This window comes from Streptomyces sp. NPDC005808, from assembly GCF_042871385.1.
Taxonomy (GTDB): Bacteria; Actinomycetota; Actinomycetes; order Streptomycetales; family Streptomycetaceae; genus Streptomyces.
This window is the reverse complement of sequence record NZ_JBIAIK010000011.1, coordinates 48,253-64,457: the sequence shown is the minus strand read 5'-3', so window position 1 is coordinate 64,457 and position 16,205 is coordinate 48,253. Positions and strand designations below refer to the sequence as shown.

Sequence of the window (16,205 nt, the reverse complement as noted above, 5' to 3'; positions counted from 1 at the left end):
CGGCCCGCGAACGTTGCTCGCCGCGGTGAGAAGCTGTGCCCGAACCGGCGTACTGAAGGTGGAGGGGCACCAAGCCACCGAGCCCTTCCTTACCGGAGGTACCTCACTCGTGACCATCACCAAGGCGGCCCCGCCCCCGGTCGAGCACCGCGCCGCGGGCGACCCGCAGGGCCGGCGGGGCTGGAACGTCAACTCCCCGCTTGTCCTGACCATGGTCCTGCTCCTGCTGGTCACCCTGCAGGGTCCGATCCGGCAGGTGCTGTCCGCGCCGGTCATGCAGAGCTGGATGACCGTGTTCGTCGCGGTGATCATCCAGGCCCTCCCCTTTCTCGTCCTGGGCGTGCTCCTGTCGGCGGTCATCGCGGTGTTCGTCCCGCCCTCGTTCTTCGCCCGCGCCCTGCCGAGCCGGCCCGCCCTCGCGGTGCCGGTCGCCGGGATGGCCGGGGCGGTCCTGCCCGGCTGCGAGTGCGCCTCCGTTCCGGTGGCCGGGGCGCTGGTGCGCCGGGGCGTCACACCCGCCGCGGCGCTGGCTTTCCTGCTGTCCGCACCGGCGATCAACCCGATCGTGCTGACCGCCACGGCGGTCGCGTTCCCGCGCAATCCGGAGATGGTCCTCGCCCGCTTCGTGGCGAGCCTGCTCGTGGCGTGTTCGATGGGCTGGCTCTGGCAGCGGCTCGGGCGTGCGGACTGGCTGCGCCCGCCGGCTCGCCCGGCACACGACGGCCTCGGCAGGGGCGCCGCGTTCTGGGGGTCCGTGCGGCACGACGTGATGCACGCGGGCGGTTTCCTGGTCGTCGGCGCGATGGCCGCGGCCACGCTCAAGGCCGTCGTTCCGGAGAACTGGCTGCAGGCCGCGGCGGGCAACTTCCTGGTGTCCGTCCTCGCGCTCGCGGTCCTCGCGGTACTGCTGTCGATCTGCTCCGAGGCCGACGCGTTCGTGGTCGCGTCGCTGACCCAGTTCTCCCTCACCGCCCGGCTGGCGTTCCTCGTCGTCGGGCCGATGATCGACCTGAAGCTGTTCGCCATGCAGGTCGGCACGTTCGGCCGCGGGTTCGCCCTGCGGTTCGCCCCCGCCACCTTCACCCTGGCGGTCCTCATGTCGGTCCTCGTCGGGGCGGTGCTGCTGTGAACCGGCAGGCGCAGGCGGCCGTCCTGTTCCTCATCGGCGCGGCGGTACTCAAGGCCGGCTCCAGCGATCTCTATCTGCGGTACGTCAAGGCCGGGTTGCGGCCCCTGCTGCTGGCGGCCGGCGTCGTACTGATCGTCACGGCCGTCGCCACGGTGTGGTACGAGTTGCGACTCTGGCGCGCGCGCCGGGAGAGCCCGCCCGAAGAGGGCCGGGACGACGAAGGGCACGGCCACGCCCACCGCGAGCCCCGCATCGCCTGGCTCCTGGTCCTCCCGCTGCTCGCCCTCATCCTGGTCGCCCCGCCCGCGCTGGGCTCCTACAGCGCGATGCGTACCGGCACGGCCCTGCAACCCCCCTTCGGCTACGCCGACCTGCCCTCCGGCGACCCACTGCCGCTCAGCCTGGTCGACTACGCGGGCCGCGCGGCCTACGACCACGGGCACACCCTCGGCGACCGTCGGATCAAGGTCACCGGCTTCATCGCCCTGGGCGACGACGGCACCCCCTACCTCGTCCGCATGGCCCTCAACTGCTGTGCCGCCGACGCCCAGCCGGTCAAGATCGGCCTGACCGGACAGATTCCCCCCGTGCTGCAACCCGACTCCTGGCTCGAGGTCACCGGCACCTACACCAGCAAGCGGACGAAGGATCCCGTCAACAACGGCGTCATCCCCTTCATCGACGTCGCCGACGCCAAGCCCGTCGGGGCCCCGCGCGATCCGTACGACGAGAGCTGGAACAGCTGAGGGCTTCTCCGGGGAGCCGCTGGGCTTTTTCAGGAGGGTGCCAGGGAGAGATCGGAAGGTGACGGACAGAGATCGTCGCCCCTTCGCTCGATGGAAGCGGGCTTGCGGGAGCGATCAGTTCCAGCCGATGTTCAAGCCTGCCGACGCCACCGGCGCAGTGACCTCCGGGCGAGCAGCCCGGCCTTACTTTTCGCTAAATATCCAACTCCGACACAAAAGGATCACGCCTGGTCGCATTCTGAACCCCATCCGACCGAGGACTTCACATTGACCACTGCTAATTTAGGGGGGCCGCGATGTACCGAAAGGTCGGGGAGGGGGGCTCGCAGCCGCATTTGCGGCAGCTGCATCTACCCGCGCGAGCAAGCACGAGCGCGGAGGGAGACGCAGGCATGTCCAGGCCATGGCAGCGAATACATCGGGGGCTTCCCGGAGGGGACTCACACCCGGCAGACGTCATGGCTAGGCCGGAGGAAGGCAGCCCGGAGGAAGGCAGCCTGGGCCGCCGCCTGTCCGCCGCGAGACACGCCAGGTTCCGTCGCCGCAACGGCCGCACCGGCGTCGAGGGGACGGACGCCTCCAACCCCGCAGCCGACTCGCCGGATGCCGAGGCGGACTCCCGGTATCCCCAGGCCGGTCCCTCCCTGAGCGAGCCCGGCAGTGAATCCGACGCGCGTGACACAGCGGGCTCATCCGTTCCGCCACCGGCCGACCCGGACTCGACCATCATGCTCCGGGTCCTCCGCATACCCGTATCCGCTCGCCTCGGCCCCCGGCGCAAGCCCGCGCCGCCCACCGCCGCACGCCGTGTCACGGCAGGCGTCACCGCACGCCTCGCGCCGGTCCTCCAAGGCATCGCACCCACGGCACGCCGCCTTCGTCCCCGCTACCCGCGGCCGGGCCGCACCGGCTGGCGGCGCTGGACACCGTCCTGGCGTCAGTGGCTGGGTGCCTGCCTGACACTCACGGCTGTGATCGGTTCCCTGCTGACCGTCCTCTACGTCACCACGGACATCCCTGAGGACCTCAACACGTACGCCACCCAGCAGGACAACGTCTTCTTCTGGTCGGACGGGACGCCCATGGCCCGTACCGGCTGGGTGCGGCGGCAGGAGATGCCCCTCAAGGACATCCCCGAGGATGTGCGCTGGGCCGTGCTGGCCGCCGAGAACGCGAGCTTCTACTCCGACCCCGGAATCTCGCTGAGCGGCGTCTCCCGCGCGCTGTGGCGCACGGTGGGTGAGGGTGACACGCAGGGCGGTTCCACGATCACCCAGCAGTACGTCAAGAACGTCTACCTGTCGCAGGACCGCTCGGTCAGCCGCAAGCTCACCGAAGCCATGATGGCCATCAAGCTCGACCAGCAGATCAGCAAGGACGAGATCCTGGAGGGCTATCTCAACACCAGCTGGTTCGGCCGGGGCACCTACGGCATCCAGCGGGCCTCGCAGGCGTACTACGGCAAGGAGGTCGGCGAACTCGACGTCAGCGAGGCCGCGTTCCTCGCGTCCTTGCTGAAGGGAGCCGGCCTCTACGACCCCACCCTGAGTGCGGACAACCACGACCGGGCCGTCGAGCGGTGGTCGTGGATCCTCGACCGCATGGTGGAGATCGGCAGGCTGTCGCCGACCGAGCGAGCGAAGTACAAGGAGTTCCCCGAACCCCTGAAGCAGTCCCAGGTCTACGACACCGGCCACCAGAGCGACTACCTGGTCGAGTTGGCCACCCAGTACGCCAAGAAGGCCGCGGGCATCTCGGACAAGCAGTTCGACCTGGGCGGCTACCAGATCTACACCACTTTCGACCGCAAGCGGGAGGAGGCGCTCACCAAGGCCGTCACCAGCGCTCGCCAGGATGCCGAGGAGAGCGACGCCTCGGCGGCGAAGACCGCGCACTACGGCGCCGCCTCGGTCGCCGACGACGGCCGGATCCTCGCCGTCTACGGCGGGCCCGACCACCGCAAGCAGGGGTTCAACGAGTCCAACGCGACGACGGTCCCGGCCGGTTCGGCGTTCCTGCCGTTCGTCTACGCCGCCGGCCTGGAGAACGGCGTCAGCACAGAACGGGGCGCGCCGCCGACTCCCGTCAGCCCGGACTCCCTCTACAACGGAGACAGCGGCGTGCCCGTCAGCACGCCCGAGGGCCCCTACTGGGACCGCAGCGGCAAGAAGGTCACCGCCCACAACGACAACGGCACGTCCTGGGGGCAGATCTCCCTGCACAAGGCGCTCGCCAATAGCGTCAACGCCCCGTTCATGCAGCTCGGCATGGACACCGGCCTGGACAAGGTCCGCCTCACGGCGCAGGCGGCGGGCATGCTGGCGTCCAGCATGGGCTCGCAGGTACCCGCACTGACACTGGGCAGCTCGACGCCCAGCGCGATCCGGATGGCCGACTCCTACGCCACGTTCGCGGCCGAGGGCATCCACACCGAGCCGTACTCGGTGGGCCGCATCACCCGCAACGGAACCGGCGTCCCCCTGGACAAGCCCGCCTCGGGCCGCGCGATCAGCACCAAGGTCGCCAACCAGGTCACCGAGGCGCTCACGGAGTCCTTCGTCACCCAGCACCCCGACGCGGCCGAGGACGCGGCCCACGTCGCCGGCAAGGGCGGCACGACCGAGAAGGACACGGCCGCCTGGTACGTCGGCACGAACGCGTCGGTGTCGACGGCGATCGTCGTCTACCGCATGGATCTGACCAAGAGCCTCGAACCGCTGCCGTTGAAGGGTGTCGCCGGCTCTCCCGCCACCGACGTTCCCTACAGCATCTGGTCGAGTGCCATGAGCCCGCTCAGCTGACGCGAGCCGCGACGGCGACAGAGCCCCATTCCGCATCCCTCCTCGCAGAATGCGCCACCGATGACCTCCAACGCCCACCGCCGTCGCCGCAGACGGAACCGTGCTCACGTTCTCGGCCGGCTCACCGCCCGGCCAAGAATCCTGATCGCCGCCATCGCCCTCGCCCTCGTGTGTATCGCCGTACCCCTACTGGTGCTGGGGAACGGCGATGATCTGGTGGCCACCGGATCGGCGGACGGAAAAGCTGACGCAGACGGGAAGAACTCCGCCAAGAGCGACACGGAACCCTCGTGGGACGGCAAGACGAAGGTGATCGGGGACGGGTCCACGTCGTACACCGGGCCACAGACCGAAGAGCTCGATGCCAAGCCGCTCAAGCCGGGAGAGAAGCCGCCGCAGTTCGTCGTCTTCTCCTGGGACGGCGCCCTGCAGGGCGACGACGAACTCTTCTCGCACTACCGGGAATTGGCGAAGGAATACAACGCCCATATGACGTTCTTCCTCACCGGCATCTACCTTCTGCCGAAGGACAAGAAGACGCTCTACGATCCGCCGATGCACGATCCCGGGGCGGCGGCGATCAGTTACCCCACCGACGAACACATCCGCACCACGCTGGAGCAGCTCGCACTGGCCTGGGAGGAGGGGAACGAGATCGGTTCCCACTTCAACGGCCACTTCTGCGACGCCAAGGGCGGCGGCGACTGGAGCGTCGCGGAGTGGAAGAGCGAGATCAGCCAGTTCTACTCCTTCGTGGAGAACTGGAAGACGAACACCGGCTACACCGATCTGCCACCGCTTCCCTTCGACGCGCAGCAGGAGATCATCGGCGGCCGGGCGCCCTGCCTGGAGGGCCAGAAGAACCTGCTCGAGGCGATCAAGAGCTTCGGCTGGCGTTACGACGCCAGTTCGCCCGGCGACTTCCAGATATGGCCCACCAAGAAGGAAGGCCTCTGGGACTTCCCGCTCCAGATGCTTCCCTACGAGGGGGGCGAGTACCAGGGCCTGTCCATGGACTTCAACTTCCTCTACAACCAGTCCGACGGCGAGACCGAAGGCGACCCGGCCCAGTACGAGTTGTGGCGGCAGGAGACCGTCGACTCCTATCTCGCCGGCTTCAATCGCGTGTACTACGGCAGCCGGGCACCCCTGTTCATCGGCAACCACTTCGAGGACTGGAACGGCGGCATCTACATGAAGGCCATCGACGACGTCATCAAGAACGTGTGTGTGCGCAAGGAGGTCCGCTGTGTCTCCTTCCGCGAACTCGCCGACTGGATGGACGTCCAGAAACCCGAGGTCCTGGAGCGCCTGCGCAGCCTCGACCCGGCGCAGTCACCGGACTGGTCGACCGTCGTCAAGTAGCCCTGGCCGACGTCCCGCTCGCCGGTGCGGAGGTACGCCTCGGCGAGCTCGGCCAGGAACAGCGGTTCCAGCAGTCCGCCGAGCCACGCGCACTCCAGCCGGCACCCGACCGGTACCGGCATTCCGTGGTCTCCGCGACCCACTGCTCGCGGAGACCACCCGTCAGCGTCGGCTCGCTCGTGAGGCCCCGTGCGCCCTTACATCGGCACCGAACCGGTACGGGCACGGTTCCCGAGGCGGCCCGCGGCGGGTACCAGGGCGATGGCGACCGCGCCGGTCACTCCGGCCAGCGCGAAGGCGATGAAGCCCCAGCTCTCGCTGCCGTTGGAGGCGAGAGTGCCGACCAGCGAGGGGCCGACGACGGCACCGGCACGGCCCACACCGGTGACCCAGCCGAGTCCGGTGGCCCGTTCACTGTCCCGGTAAAGGGAGTTGGAGGTCGCGTACACCATCACCTGGGCGCTGAACAGCCACACACCGGTCACCGCCACGACGGCGTAGGTCAGGCCGAGCGACAGGTGTGACTGGGGCGACAGTCAGGCCGAGAACGGTCGCCGCCATACCGCCGGCGTGGTAGGAGGTCATCAGCAGCCCCGTGGTGAGCGCTGCCCGGCGGGGCGGCGCGAACTCCATCACCATGGCCAGGCACAGCGGCATGAGGCCGCCGAGCCCCAGTCCGGCGATGAACCGCCCGGCGCCGAACAGAGTGGTTGTCCCGGCCATGGCACAAGGCCGGAACCGAGGGAGAAGAGCGTCACGCTGCACGCCAGGACGGGCCGACGGCCGAGCCAGTCCGTGATGTTGCCCGCGGTGAGCGCGCCGGAGATATTGACGTCCATGCCGTCGAAGAACACCGCCAGCCAGCACAGGGCCAGCACGGGGAAGACGGAACGGAATGTGTGCTCGGGGCGCGTCGGGTGCGCGTCCGTGATGCATTGTTCACAAGGATGTCGGTGCCCGCGGCGGACCGTTCCGCCGCGTCGAGGTCGGTGAGCGTGCTCAGGCCCGCGGCGTCGCGGTCGACCGCTCTCACCCTGGCCCCGGCGGCGGCGAGTCACAGCACACAGGCACCGCCGATTCCACCCCCGGCGCCGATGACGAGGGCGGTGCGGCCGCCGAGGTCGAATGCGCGTGGGCTTGATACCTGGGCGGGCGCTAGGCATGGTCATGTCTCGACCCTTCTAAGCTGCGCCCCGGAGCCAGCCCATGTGGTCAACTCACACACTTCACGCTCAGGTCATGGGGTCGAACCACGTGGGTGCATCGGAGAGCGCCTGCTTGATCCGCAGCAGGCAGAACTCGTTCAGCTCCGGCAACGCGTCCACGTCGAACCATCCGACGTCCAGCGACTCGTCGTCGTTGACACGCGCCTCACCACCGACGGCCCGGCACCGGAACGTGATGTCCATGTACTGACAGTTGTCGCCGTTCTCGTAGGTGACCGGCGCAAGGGCCTGGACGAGCACGACGCGCTCGACCACGCACCGAACAGCCGTCTCCTCGAAAACCTCCCGCACCGCTCCGGCAGCGGGCTGCTCCCCCGGCTCCGGAATGCCACCGATCACCGACCACTTGCCCGTGTCGGAGCGGCGCCCCAGCAGCACTCTGCCCTCGTCGTCGAAGACGATGGCGGTCACTCCGGGCAGCCAGAGAAGCTGGTGGCCGGCGGTGGCCCGGATCGTACGGATGAAGTCGGGAGTAGCCATGCACCGACCCTAACGGCCCGGTTCCACCGCTCCGTTACGGTCCGGAAACGGCGGCCTGAACGCCGCTGCCACGCCGTCCGCGCACCGTCCTCGCCACGGCCCAGCCGAGCCCGCCCGCCGCAATCAGCACCAGGATCATCTCCGGCAGGATCCCCAGACGCGTGGCCGGGGTCTCGGAGGATCGCAGCGGCACCTTCTGGACGAGCGAGTCCGCCACGAACATCCCGGTCTTCTGGGTGATCTTCCCGTCCGGCATGATGACGGCGCTGACGCCGCTGGTCACCGGCACCGTGACGGTGCGGCTGTGCTCCACGGCGCGGACGCGTGACATGGCGAGCTGCTGGTAGGTCATCTCGCTGCGGTCGAAGGTGGCGTTGTTGCTGGGCACCGAGATCATCTGCGCTCCGTCGAGGACGGTGTCGCGTACGTCCCAGTCGAAGGCCGCCTCGTAGCAGGTGGCGAGGCCGACCTTGGTGCCGTCCATGGTGAAGACGCCCGCCTTGGTGCCGCGGCTGAAGTCCTGGCTCACCATGGACGTCCAGTTGCTGTTGATGGCCCCGATGAGAGAACGCATCGGGAGGTACTCACCGAACGGCTGGATCTGCCGCTTGTCGTACGTGTCGACCGGGCCCTTGTCCGGATCCCACAGGATCTGCTCGTTGTAGAGCTTGCCGTCCCGCTCGACGACACCGCCGACCGAGATGGGGGCGCCGATCTCCTTGGCCGCGCTGTCGATGACGGCGCGGGCGTCGGGGTTGGTGAACGGGTCGATGTCGGAGGAGTTCTCCGGCCACAGCACGAAGTCCGGCTGGGCGACCTTGCCCGCCTTGACCTCGGCGGCCAGCCGCTCGGTCTCCCGCGCGTGGTAGTCGAGAACGGCACGCCGCTGGGCGTTGAACTCCAGGCCCGCGCGCGGAACATTGCCCTGAATGACCGCGACGGTCGCCGTGCCGTCCTCCGCCGTGTCACTCACCAGCGACCGCGCGGCGAGCGCCCCCGCCACGGGGGCGACGACGCTGAGCAGCGCCACCGCGGCCGCCCCACGCCGTACCACCCGGGTGCGGCGGCCTTCGAGAAGCAGGCGGACGGCCTCGTACAGCCCGAAGCCGCAGAGCACGACCGCGAAGCCGAGTACCGGCGTGCCGCCCACCGCGGCGAGCGGCAGGAAGACCCCGTCCGCCTGCCCGAAGGCGATCTTCCCCCAGGGGAACCCGCCGAAAGGCACGCGCGCACGTGCGGCCTCACCCGCGATCCACAGCGTCGCCGCCCACAGCGGCCACCCCGGCAGTCGGGAGACGGCCGCGATGCCCGCGCCCACGAGCGCGACGAACACCGACTCCGCGATGACGAGTGCGATCCACGGGCCGGGGCCGACCTCGACTCCGGTCCACACGAGCAGCGGCAGAAGGAACCCGAGGCCGAACAGATAGCCGAGCCCGAGACCCGCCTTCCAGGTGCGGCCCCGGAGGGTCCAGCCGAAGACCGCGAAGGCCGGAAGGGCCAGCCACCAGAGGGTGCGCGGCGGGAAGCTGACGTACAGCAGCACGCCGGACAGCGCCGCGGAGGCCGCCGGAACGAGACGGAGGGCCAGTCCGGCCGCGCGCGACGCCGGCGCGGTCTGGGGTTCGAGCTGTTCCGGCTCGTCTACGGATGTCGCGGTGGCGGTCACTCCGGGAGTCTACGGCGCGTGACCTGGGCGCCGACAGCGTGGTCCACCCGGCCCCACACAGGAACCGGTCCGGCGCAGAGCCCGCCGTCGTCGATTCGGTCGGCGACGCGCTGAGCTGCACCGCGGTGACGACCGGCGCGGACCTGCCGGCAGGGTGCGACATCACGACCACTGTCCGACGAAGAGATCACCACGGCCCCGGGGGAACGTCCCCGCAGCGACCGTCCGGAACCGTGAACGGCGGACGGCCGAGGGGTCAGAGCGCCGTCCCCGGGGTGCTCGTCCGCAGATGGTCGCGGATGATCCGTACGGCCGCCTCCGCGTTGTCCACCGTGATCGTGAACGTATGGCCGTCCCCGAGTAGGAGCACCACGCCCTCGCCGCGCCTGACGATGACGGCGGTTCCCATCTCGGGACGCCAGCGGTAACCCCAGCCGCCCCACTGGCGAGGCGTGACCGAGGGCGCGAAATCGGCCCCTACGACGTTCGAGAGCGGGATGCGGCGACGCGGCAGCCCTATGTGGCCGCAGCGCACTTCGAGGCAGTCCTTGTCGACCTTCACGGCGACATGCACGAAGGCGAGCGTGCCGAACAGAATGAGCAGGCCTGCCGCGATGCATCCGACGACGGACATGACGAGCGGGGCGCTGCCTGACGTCCACGTGGAGTCGACGGCCAGCTCGATGCCGAGCGCGATACAGGCGGCCCCGCCGAGCGCGGGCAGCCACTGGACGCGGTTGGTCGCGCGCCCCGTCCAGATCTCCGGGTGCGAGGTGTTCTCGCCGTGGGGGTGGTCCCTCATGGCAACGAGACTACTCAGGTTCCGCAGTGCGGGCACGGCCTTGCGGAGCGTTACTGCTCCGGGTGGCCGTCCTTCGTACACAGCGCGTCCGCGGCGTAACCGAGGGTGCCCGACGGTGACCTGCGGTCAGCGCGTGGGGGTGACCGCGGACAGGAGGCGGCCTTCCTCGTAGGCAAGCGCGGAAGCGGGAAGCGCACCCTCCTGGCCACTCAGGAGCACGGTGAGCGAGCCGTCCGCGGGGGCTTCCGGAGCCGGGGACTCACCGGTCCTGCGCAGCGACTGGGCGGCGACCGCTCCGGCGGAGCCGTGCAGGACCAGCGGCGGCGTGCCGGGCCGCTGTACGGCGGCCCGGATGCGCTCGGCGACCAGCTCGTAATGGGTGCAGCCCAGGACGACGGCCCTTACATCGTCGGGGGTGCGGGCCGCGGCAGCGGCGATCGCAGCGTCGATGGCCGCCTGGTCCGCGTGCTCCACTGCTTCGGCGAGCCCGGGACAGGCCACTTCGGTGACCTGCACTCCGTCCGCGAACTCACGGATGAGACCTCGCTGGTAGGGACTGCCCGTGGTGGCGGGCGTGGCCCAGATCGCGACGGGTCCGCCCCCGGCCGCGGCCGGTTTGATCGCCGGCACGGTGCCGATGACGGGCACCCCGGGCTCCAGACGGGCGCGCAGCGCGGGCAGAGCGCGCACGGAGGCGGTGTTGCAGGCGACGATCAGTACGTCGGGGCGGTACCGCGCTGCGGCCTCGGCGACAGCGAGGGCCCGCAGGGTCACGTCCTGCGGGGTGCGCGGGCCCCAGGGCATGCTGTCGGGGTCCGAGGAGAGGATGAGATCGGCGTCGGGTCGCAGAAGGCGTACCGCGGCAGCGGCGGCGAGCAGTCCCATACCGGAGTCCATGAGCGCGATCTTCACCCGGTCACCATAGACGATCCGCCTCGACGGGCCGCTGGGGTGGGGCAGACTTCGGCGGATGAGCGCCATCGCGTGGACCGCTGCTGGATCACTGGCCGCCTGGCTCTGGCTGCTGCTCGGCCAGGGCTTCTTCTGGCGTACGGATGTGAGACTGCCGCCGCGCGGGACGCCGGACGACTGGCCGTCCGTATGCGTCGTCGTACCGGCGCGCGACGAGGCCGCCGTACTGCCCGAGAGCCTGCCGTCGCTCCTCGCTCAGGACTATCCGGGGCGGGCCGAGATCTTCCTCATCGACGACGGCAGCTCCGACGGCACCGGGGAGCGGGCCCGTGAGCTGGCGCGGCGGCACGGCGGGCTGCCGCTCACCGTCGGCTCTCCCGGGGAGCCGCCCGCGGGCTGGACGGGCAAACTCTGGGCCGTTCGCCACGGCATCGGCCTGGCACGCGCGCGTGATCCCGAATATCTGCTGCTGACAGACGCCGACATCAGCCATGCGCCGGACAGCCTGCGGGAGTTGGTGGCGGCGGCGCGCACCGGCGGCTTCGACCTGGTCTCGCAGATGGCCCGGCTGCGGGTGGAAAGCGTGTGGGAGCGGATCGTCGTGCCCGCCTTCGTCTACTTCTTCGCTCAGCTCTATCCCTTCCGCCGGATCGGCGTGCGGGGCTCGCGCACGGCTGCAGCGGCGGGCGGCTGCGTCCTGCTGCGTACGGACGCGGCCGAGCGGGCGCGGATCCCGGAGGCCATCCGGCACGCCGTCATCGACGATGTCGCGCTCGCGAGGGCGGTCAAGAGCAGTGGGGGCCACATCTGGCTGGGGCTCGCGGAGGGCGTGGACAGCGTGCGTCCGTATCCGCGGCTGCACGACCTGTGGCGGATGGTCTCGCGCAGCGCGTACGCCCAGTTGCGGCACAGTCCGCTGCTGCTCGCCGGAACGGTCGCCGGCCTCTCCGTCGTCTACCTGGTGCCGCCGATCGCCCTCTTCGTGGGCCTCGCCGCGGGGAGCGCGGGGGCCGCGACGGCCGGGGGGCTCGCATGGCTGCTGATGACGGCGACGTACCTCCCGATGCTGCGCTACTACGGGCAGCCTCTGTGGCTCGCTCCGCTGCTCCCGGTCACCGCGTTCCTGTACCTCCTCATGACGGTCGATTCCGCGGTGCAGCACTACAGGGGGCGGGGCGCGGCCTGGAAGGGCCGTACCTATACGCGTCCGGACGCCGCCTTGGACGAGCGCTGATCGCTCACTTCCTGCCCGGGGTCCAGTTCATGCCCCACCCGTAGGTGTAGTCGACGGTGCGCTGGGGGCTCACCCCGCGCTCGGGTACCAGGAACCGGGCTTCGCGCTGGACGATCAGGTCGCCGCCGTTGTTGGTGATGAGCGCGAGCGCACAGACGGTCGAGGGCACTGTGCACTCGCCGAGGGAGAAGTCGATCGGCGCGCCGTTCAGCGGCTGGAGGGTCACCGTGGCGTCCAGGTCGGCGAAGGAGCGCGCTCCTTCGTAGATGGTCACGAAGATGACGATGCGCCGGAAGCTCTGCTTGTGGTCGAGATTGATGGACAGGTTCTCACCACTCGCCGACCCACCGGTGCGGTCGTCGCCGTCGAGATGGATGTACGGCGGCTGGTGCAGCGCTCCGTATGCGTTGCCGAGCGCCTGGACAACACCCTTGCGGCCGTCGGACAGTTCGTAGAGGGCGCAGAGGTCGAGGTCGAGATCGGCGTGCATCGCGACGGCCCGGCCCAGCTTGCTGCCCCACCCCGAGAACTGCTTGCGCACCTGCCAGTTGAGGTTCACGCGCATGGCGCCGGACGTGCCGCCCTGCTTGCTCAGCGAGACCGACGGGGCCTCCTTGGTGAGCGTGATCTTGGTCAGGCGCACCGGCGCCGGAGGTGCCGCGGGCGCGGCGGGCGTCGGCGTGGTGACGGGCGGGGCAGCCGGCGTCCGCACGGTAACGGGCGGGGCGACGGGCGGACGCGTCGTGACGGGCGGGGCGATCGGCGGCTGCGCGGTCACCGGCTGGGCTACGGGCGGTGCCGCGTGCTGCGGCTCGTCCACCGTGATCCCGTAGTCCGTGGCCAGTCCTTCCAGTCCGCTGCTGTACCCCTGCCCGACCGCTCGGAACTTCCAGGCGCCCTGGCGCCGGTAGAACTCACCGAGTACGAAGGCGGTCTCGACGCTCGCGTCGGCGCTGTCGAAGCGGGCGACCTCGCTCCCCCGCTGTCCGTCGAGCACCCGGATGTACAGACCGGGCACCTGCCCGAAGGGGCCGCCGTCCGTGGAGGCGGCGAGCACCACGGTCTCGATCGCGGGCTCCACGCGCGCGAGGTCGACGAGCAGTGTGTCGGTCACCCGACCGTCCTCGCTCCGCTTGCCCTCGTGCCGCACGGCGCCGGAGGAGTGCACGGGCTGGTTGTAGAAGACGAAGTCGGCGTCCGACCGGACCCGTCCGGCGACCAGCAGTAGCGCGGAGGCGTCCGCGTCGGGCACGCCCGGCGCCGAACGCCATCCCAATTCGACGCGCAGCACGTTCGTCGGCACGGGAACATTCGATCCCTTAGGCATTGACATGTACGCCCCCATCACGTGTCTCCGCGCCGAAGGGCGCCTCGGTCGGTCCGTCGGCTGGGCTCCTGCCAAACCTAATCCCCGCAGTGACGAACTCCCAAGATCCGCACCCGAAGATTGATGGTCAACCGCCGGTAACCTGCAAGGAACTAGGCCTTTACACGATCTGAACGCACTTTGGTGCCCTTTTTTGACGAGTTCGCTCGCATTGGGGATCCCACGTCACTGCCGACACGGAAAACAACCCTCTTATCGGTCTCCCCAACCAGCACATCGTGGGCTTAACTTATGTGCCATGACCTCCCCCCGCTCCACCTATGGCGGCGGTTACTACTCCGCGCCGTCCTTCCCGGACACCCCGATCTACGACTCGCTCGTCGCCGAGCGGGGGAGCCCTCAGATCGCCCCGATCCGGGTTCCCGCCGCCTACGACTCCGGAAGCCATCTGCCCGCGCTTCCGTCAGCGCTCCCCGCTCTGCCTCCCGGCCCCTCCCAGCAAGCCCAGATGTACGGCTATCCACAGGCCCAGCAGCCCGCACCGCTGCAGCAGGCCCCGGCGCCCTACATCCCGCAGCAGGCCGGCGTCCCGCGCGGCTACCCTGGCGGCCAGCCCCAGCAGCAGCGCCCGATGGCGCCCGGCACGGGCTACGAGGCCATGCGCCCCGCGGCTCCCCGTCCCGCTCCGGCTCCTTACCAGGATCCGTACAACGGCCAGCAGTACCGCGGGTACTGAGACTGCGGGTTCTGAACTCATCCGATCGGGATTGTTGTCGGTGCCGGCTGGCACGATGGCGTCATGGGGAACACGGAGCTGCACTCGATCCATGTCCACCCGGTCAAGGCCTTCAGGGGCCGGCCGGTCCGGGAAGCCGTGGTGGAGCCTTGGGGGCTGGCCGGAGACCGACGCTGGGTAGTCATCGACGACGGGGGAAAGGTCGTCACTCAGCGCCAGCAACCACGTCTGGCACTGGCCGCCGCCGAGCTGCTGCCCGGCGGCGTGCGCCTGTCCGCGTCCGGCCGTGAGCCGGTGACCGTTCCCGTCCCCGAGCCGCTGGGCACGACCACGCTGAACATCTTCGGGACAAAGGTGGAAGCCGTCCCCGCCGACGACGCCGCGCATGCCTGGTGCAGCGACTTCCTGGGCGCCGACGTGCGCCTGGTGCACATGGATGACCCCGCCACGCGCCGCTCGATCGACGACGCCCCGCATTCCCGTCCTGGCGAGACGGTCAGCCTCGCCGACCGCTATCCACTGCTGCTCACCACGCTCGCCTCGCTGGACGCCCTCAACTCCCTCATCGCCCAGGGAGATCACGCCGAGGAAGGTCCGCTGCCCATGAACCGCTTCCGGCCGAACGTGGTCGTGGCGGGCACGGAGGCCTGGGCCGAGGACGACTGGTCGCGGATCTCCATCGGTGAGGTCACCTTCCGGGTCGCCAAGATGTGCGGCCGGTGCGTCGTCACCACCACCGACCAGGGCAGCGCCGAACGCGGCAAGGAACCGCTGCGGACCCTCGGGCGCCACCGCCGCTTCGGGGACCGGCTGATCTTCGGACAGAACCTGGTGCCCGAGACGCGTGGCACGGTACGGATCGGCGATGCCGTCACGGTCCTCGGATGAGCCTCCAGACTCCCGGTCAAGTTCCGTGAATAGGCCACGCACAATGGGAACCCGGTCCCCTGACAGGGTCGTTGAGACTTCGTGAGGCGTTCACGAACGGCCCGGGGCGGGGTGATTTCGCTCTCTCTTCCCCGGGCTCGATGCGCGAACGGCTCCGCGGTGGGTTATCACGGAAGCGGAAGGGGGTGCGGAACGGTGCGAGCAATCGGCGGACTTTGGCGTTGGCGGCACAATCCGCTGCGCCGAGGGACCGATCTTGCCGAGGCCTGGCTGGCCCTGGCGGCCGTCGTGCTGATCCTCGCCGTCGTACCCCTCGTCGGAGCCGCCGTCGGAGCTTTGGCCCACAGCGCCTTGCAGCAGTCCGTGCGGGACCAGCGTGCGGCCCGCCACGAGGTGGTGGCCACCGTTGACAGGAAGCTGTCCGACAGCCCGCTCGACCCCGACCCCGAGACAGCCTCGGGACGGGACGCCCACAGCCGCGTGATAGCCACCTGGACGGCACCGGACGGTACCTCACAACACGGCGCGGTGACGGCCGCCCTCAAGTCCCCCGTGCCCGGGGACCAGTTCACGCTCTGGACCGACCCGCACGGCCGCATAGCCGCCCGCCCGTTGGACAGTGCCACCGCGACGACACACGCCGTGCTGGCCGGATTCGGCGCTGCCGCGATGGCTGCGGGGCTCGTCGAGGGCGGCAGGCGGCTGATCGTCTGGCGCATGGTCCGCCGCCGGTACGCCCGTTGGGACCGCGCCTGGGACAAGGCGGGCCCCGACTGGGGCAGGACCGGCGCGGGCAGCTGACCGCCTTCCCACTACGGTCAACTCGCCCTCCCCGCGCACGCTACGGTGGACCGGCGAGGTCTTCGGCACCGTCGTGAGAGGCTTTCCGT

The 16,205-nt window shown here is 69.9% G+C and carries 15 protein-coding genes and 1 pseudogene; 8 read left to right on the top strand and 8 right to left on the bottom strand.

Annotated elements, in window-relative coordinates:
• Positions 1–109: 109 nt before the first annotated feature.
• From ACFYPC_RS23880 to ACFYPC_RS23865, 4 genes are all read left to right on the top strand, one after another.
• Positions 110–1,129 (top strand): permease, encoded by a 1,020-nt coding sequence (locus ACFYPC_RS23880; protein WP_388679620.1) that lies wholly within the window; start codon positions 110–112, stop codon positions 1,127–1,129.
• The gene (locus tag ACFYPC_RS23875; RefSeq protein ID WP_388679618.1) at positions 1,126–1,875 is read left to right on the top strand and encodes a TIGR03943 family putative permease subunit; all 750 of its coding nucleotides are present in this window, start codon (positions 1,126–1,128) and stop codon (positions 1,873–1,875) included. The genes ACFYPC_RS23880 and ACFYPC_RS23875 overlap by 4 nt, the downstream gene beginning before the upstream one ends.
• A 458-nt stretch (positions 1,876–2,333) precedes the next feature.
• Entirely contained in the window at positions 2,334–4,676 is a 2,343-nt protein-coding gene (locus ACFYPC_RS23870; RefSeq protein WP_388679616.1) for a transglycosylase domain-containing protein, read from the top strand.
• Positions 4,677–4,736: 60 nt separating this feature from the next.
• Positions 4,737–6,041, top strand: coding sequence for a hypothetical protein (locus ACFYPC_RS23865; protein WP_388679613.1), 1,305 nt, complete (start codon positions 4,737–4,739; stop codon positions 6,039–6,041).
• 197 nt (positions 6,042–6,238) lie between these two features.
• Here ACFYPC_RS23865 and ACFYPC_RS23860 read toward each other — a convergent pair whose 3' ends face one another.
• From ACFYPC_RS23860 to ACFYPC_RS23830, 7 genes and pseudogenes are all read right to left on the bottom strand, one after another.
• On the bottom strand, positions 6,239–6,532 hold the full coding sequence (locus ACFYPC_RS23860; RefSeq protein WP_388679610.1) for a hypothetical protein: 294 nt from the start codon (positions 6,530–6,532) through the stop codon (positions 6,239–6,241).
• Positions 6,533–6,673: 141 nt separating this feature from the next.
• Positions 6,674–6,919 carry a hypothetical protein gene (locus ACFYPC_RS23855; RefSeq protein WP_388679607.1) on the bottom strand — a complete coding sequence of 82 codons (246 nt, stop codon included), beginning with the start codon at positions 6,917–6,919 and terminating at the stop codon, positions 6,674–6,676.
• 53 nt (positions 6,920–6,972) lie between these two features.
• Positions 6,973–7,197, bottom strand: a pseudogene (locus tag ACFYPC_RS23850) (3-hydroxybutyrate dehydrogenase); the annotation flags it as partial.
• A gap of 76 nt (positions 7,198–7,273) precedes the next feature.
• Positions 7,274–7,747, bottom strand: coding sequence for an NUDIX domain-containing protein (locus ACFYPC_RS23845; protein WP_388679605.1), 474 nt, complete (start codon positions 7,745–7,747; stop codon positions 7,274–7,276).
• Between the two features lie 34 nt (positions 7,748–7,781).
• Entirely contained in the window at positions 7,782–9,416 is a 1,635-nt protein-coding gene (gene lnt / locus ACFYPC_RS23840) for an apolipoprotein N-acyltransferase (RefSeq protein WP_388679603.1), read from the bottom strand.
• Positions 9,417–9,672: 256 nt separating this feature from the next.
• Positions 9,673–10,218 (bottom strand): hypothetical protein, encoded by a 546-nt coding sequence (locus tag ACFYPC_RS23835; RefSeq protein WP_388679601.1) that lies wholly within the window; start codon positions 10,216–10,218, stop codon positions 9,673–9,675.
• Between the two features lie 126 nt (positions 10,219–10,344).
• On the bottom strand, positions 10,345–11,130 hold the full coding sequence (locus ACFYPC_RS23830; RefSeq protein ID WP_388679599.1) for a glutamate racemase: 786 nt from the start codon (positions 11,128–11,130) through the stop codon (positions 10,345–10,347).
• A 58-nt stretch (positions 11,131–11,188) separates the two neighbouring features.
• Between ACFYPC_RS23830 and ACFYPC_RS23825 the strand changes: the two genes are divergently transcribed.
• Positions 11,189–12,364 (top strand): glycosyltransferase, encoded by a 1,176-nt coding sequence (locus ACFYPC_RS23825; protein WP_388679597.1) that lies wholly within the window; start codon positions 11,189–11,191, stop codon positions 12,362–12,364.
• A 4-nt stretch (positions 12,365–12,368) separates the two neighbouring features.
• On the opposite strand, the gene ACFYPC_RS23820 is transcribed toward ACFYPC_RS23825, so the two are convergent.
• A complete protein-coding gene (locus ACFYPC_RS23820) occupies positions 12,369–13,709 on the bottom strand; it encodes a TerD family protein (RefSeq protein ID WP_388679594.1) in 1,341 nt (446 codons plus the stop codon).
• A 280-nt stretch (positions 13,710–13,989) separates the two neighbouring features.
• On the opposite strand from ACFYPC_RS23820, the gene ACFYPC_RS23815 reads away from it, so the two are divergent.
• The 3 genes from ACFYPC_RS23815 (at position 13,990) to ACFYPC_RS23805 (ending at position 16,116) form a co-directional block, all read left to right on the top strand.
• Positions 13,990–14,427 carry a DUF6643 family protein gene (locus tag ACFYPC_RS23815; RefSeq protein WP_388679592.1) on the top strand — a complete coding sequence of 146 codons (438 nt, stop codon included), beginning with the start codon at positions 13,990–13,992 and terminating at the stop codon, positions 14,425–14,427.
• A gap of 63 nt (positions 14,428–14,490) precedes the next feature.
• Complete coding sequence (locus ACFYPC_RS23810; protein WP_388679590.1) at positions 14,491–15,315, top strand: MOSC domain-containing protein; 825 nt, start codon at positions 14,491–14,493, stop codon at positions 15,313–15,315.
• Between the two features lie 195 nt (positions 15,316–15,510).
• On the top strand, positions 15,511–16,116 hold the full coding sequence (locus ACFYPC_RS23805; RefSeq protein WP_388679588.1) for a hypothetical protein: 606 nt from the start codon (positions 15,511–15,513) through the stop codon (positions 16,114–16,116).
• The last annotated feature ends 89 nt before the right edge of the window (positions 16,117–16,205 follow it).

Coding starts and splice junctions, on each gene's coding strand:
- ACFYPC_RS23820 (WP_388679594.1), bottom strand. CDS start 13,709: ATGGGGGCGTACATGTCAATGCCTAAGGGATCGAATGTTCCCGTGCCG.
- ACFYPC_RS23835 (WP_388679601.1), bottom strand. CDS start 10,218: ATGAGGGACCACCCCCACGGCGAGAACACCTCGCACCCGGAGATCTGG.
- ACFYPC_RS23870 (WP_388679616.1), top strand. CDS start 2,334: ATGGCTAGGCCGGAGGAAGGCAGCCCGGAGGAAGGCAGCCTGGGCCGC.
- ACFYPC_RS23845 (WP_388679605.1), bottom strand. CDS start 7,747: ATGGCTACTCCCGACTTCATCCGTACGATCCGGGCCACCGCCGGCCAC.
- ACFYPC_RS23865 (WP_388679613.1), top strand. CDS start 4,737: ATGACCTCCAACGCCCACCGCCGTCGCCGCAGACGGAACCGTGCTCAC.
- ACFYPC_RS23810 (WP_388679590.1), top strand. CDS start 14,491: ATGGGGAACACGGAGCTGCACTCGATCCATGTCCACCCGGTCAAGGCC.
- ACFYPC_RS23825 (WP_388679597.1), top strand. CDS start 11,189: ATGAGCGCCATCGCGTGGACCGCTGCTGGATCACTGGCCGCCTGGCTC.
- ACFYPC_RS23815 (WP_388679592.1), top strand. CDS start 13,990: ATGACCTCCCCCCGCTCCACCTATGGCGGCGGTTACTACTCCGCGCCG.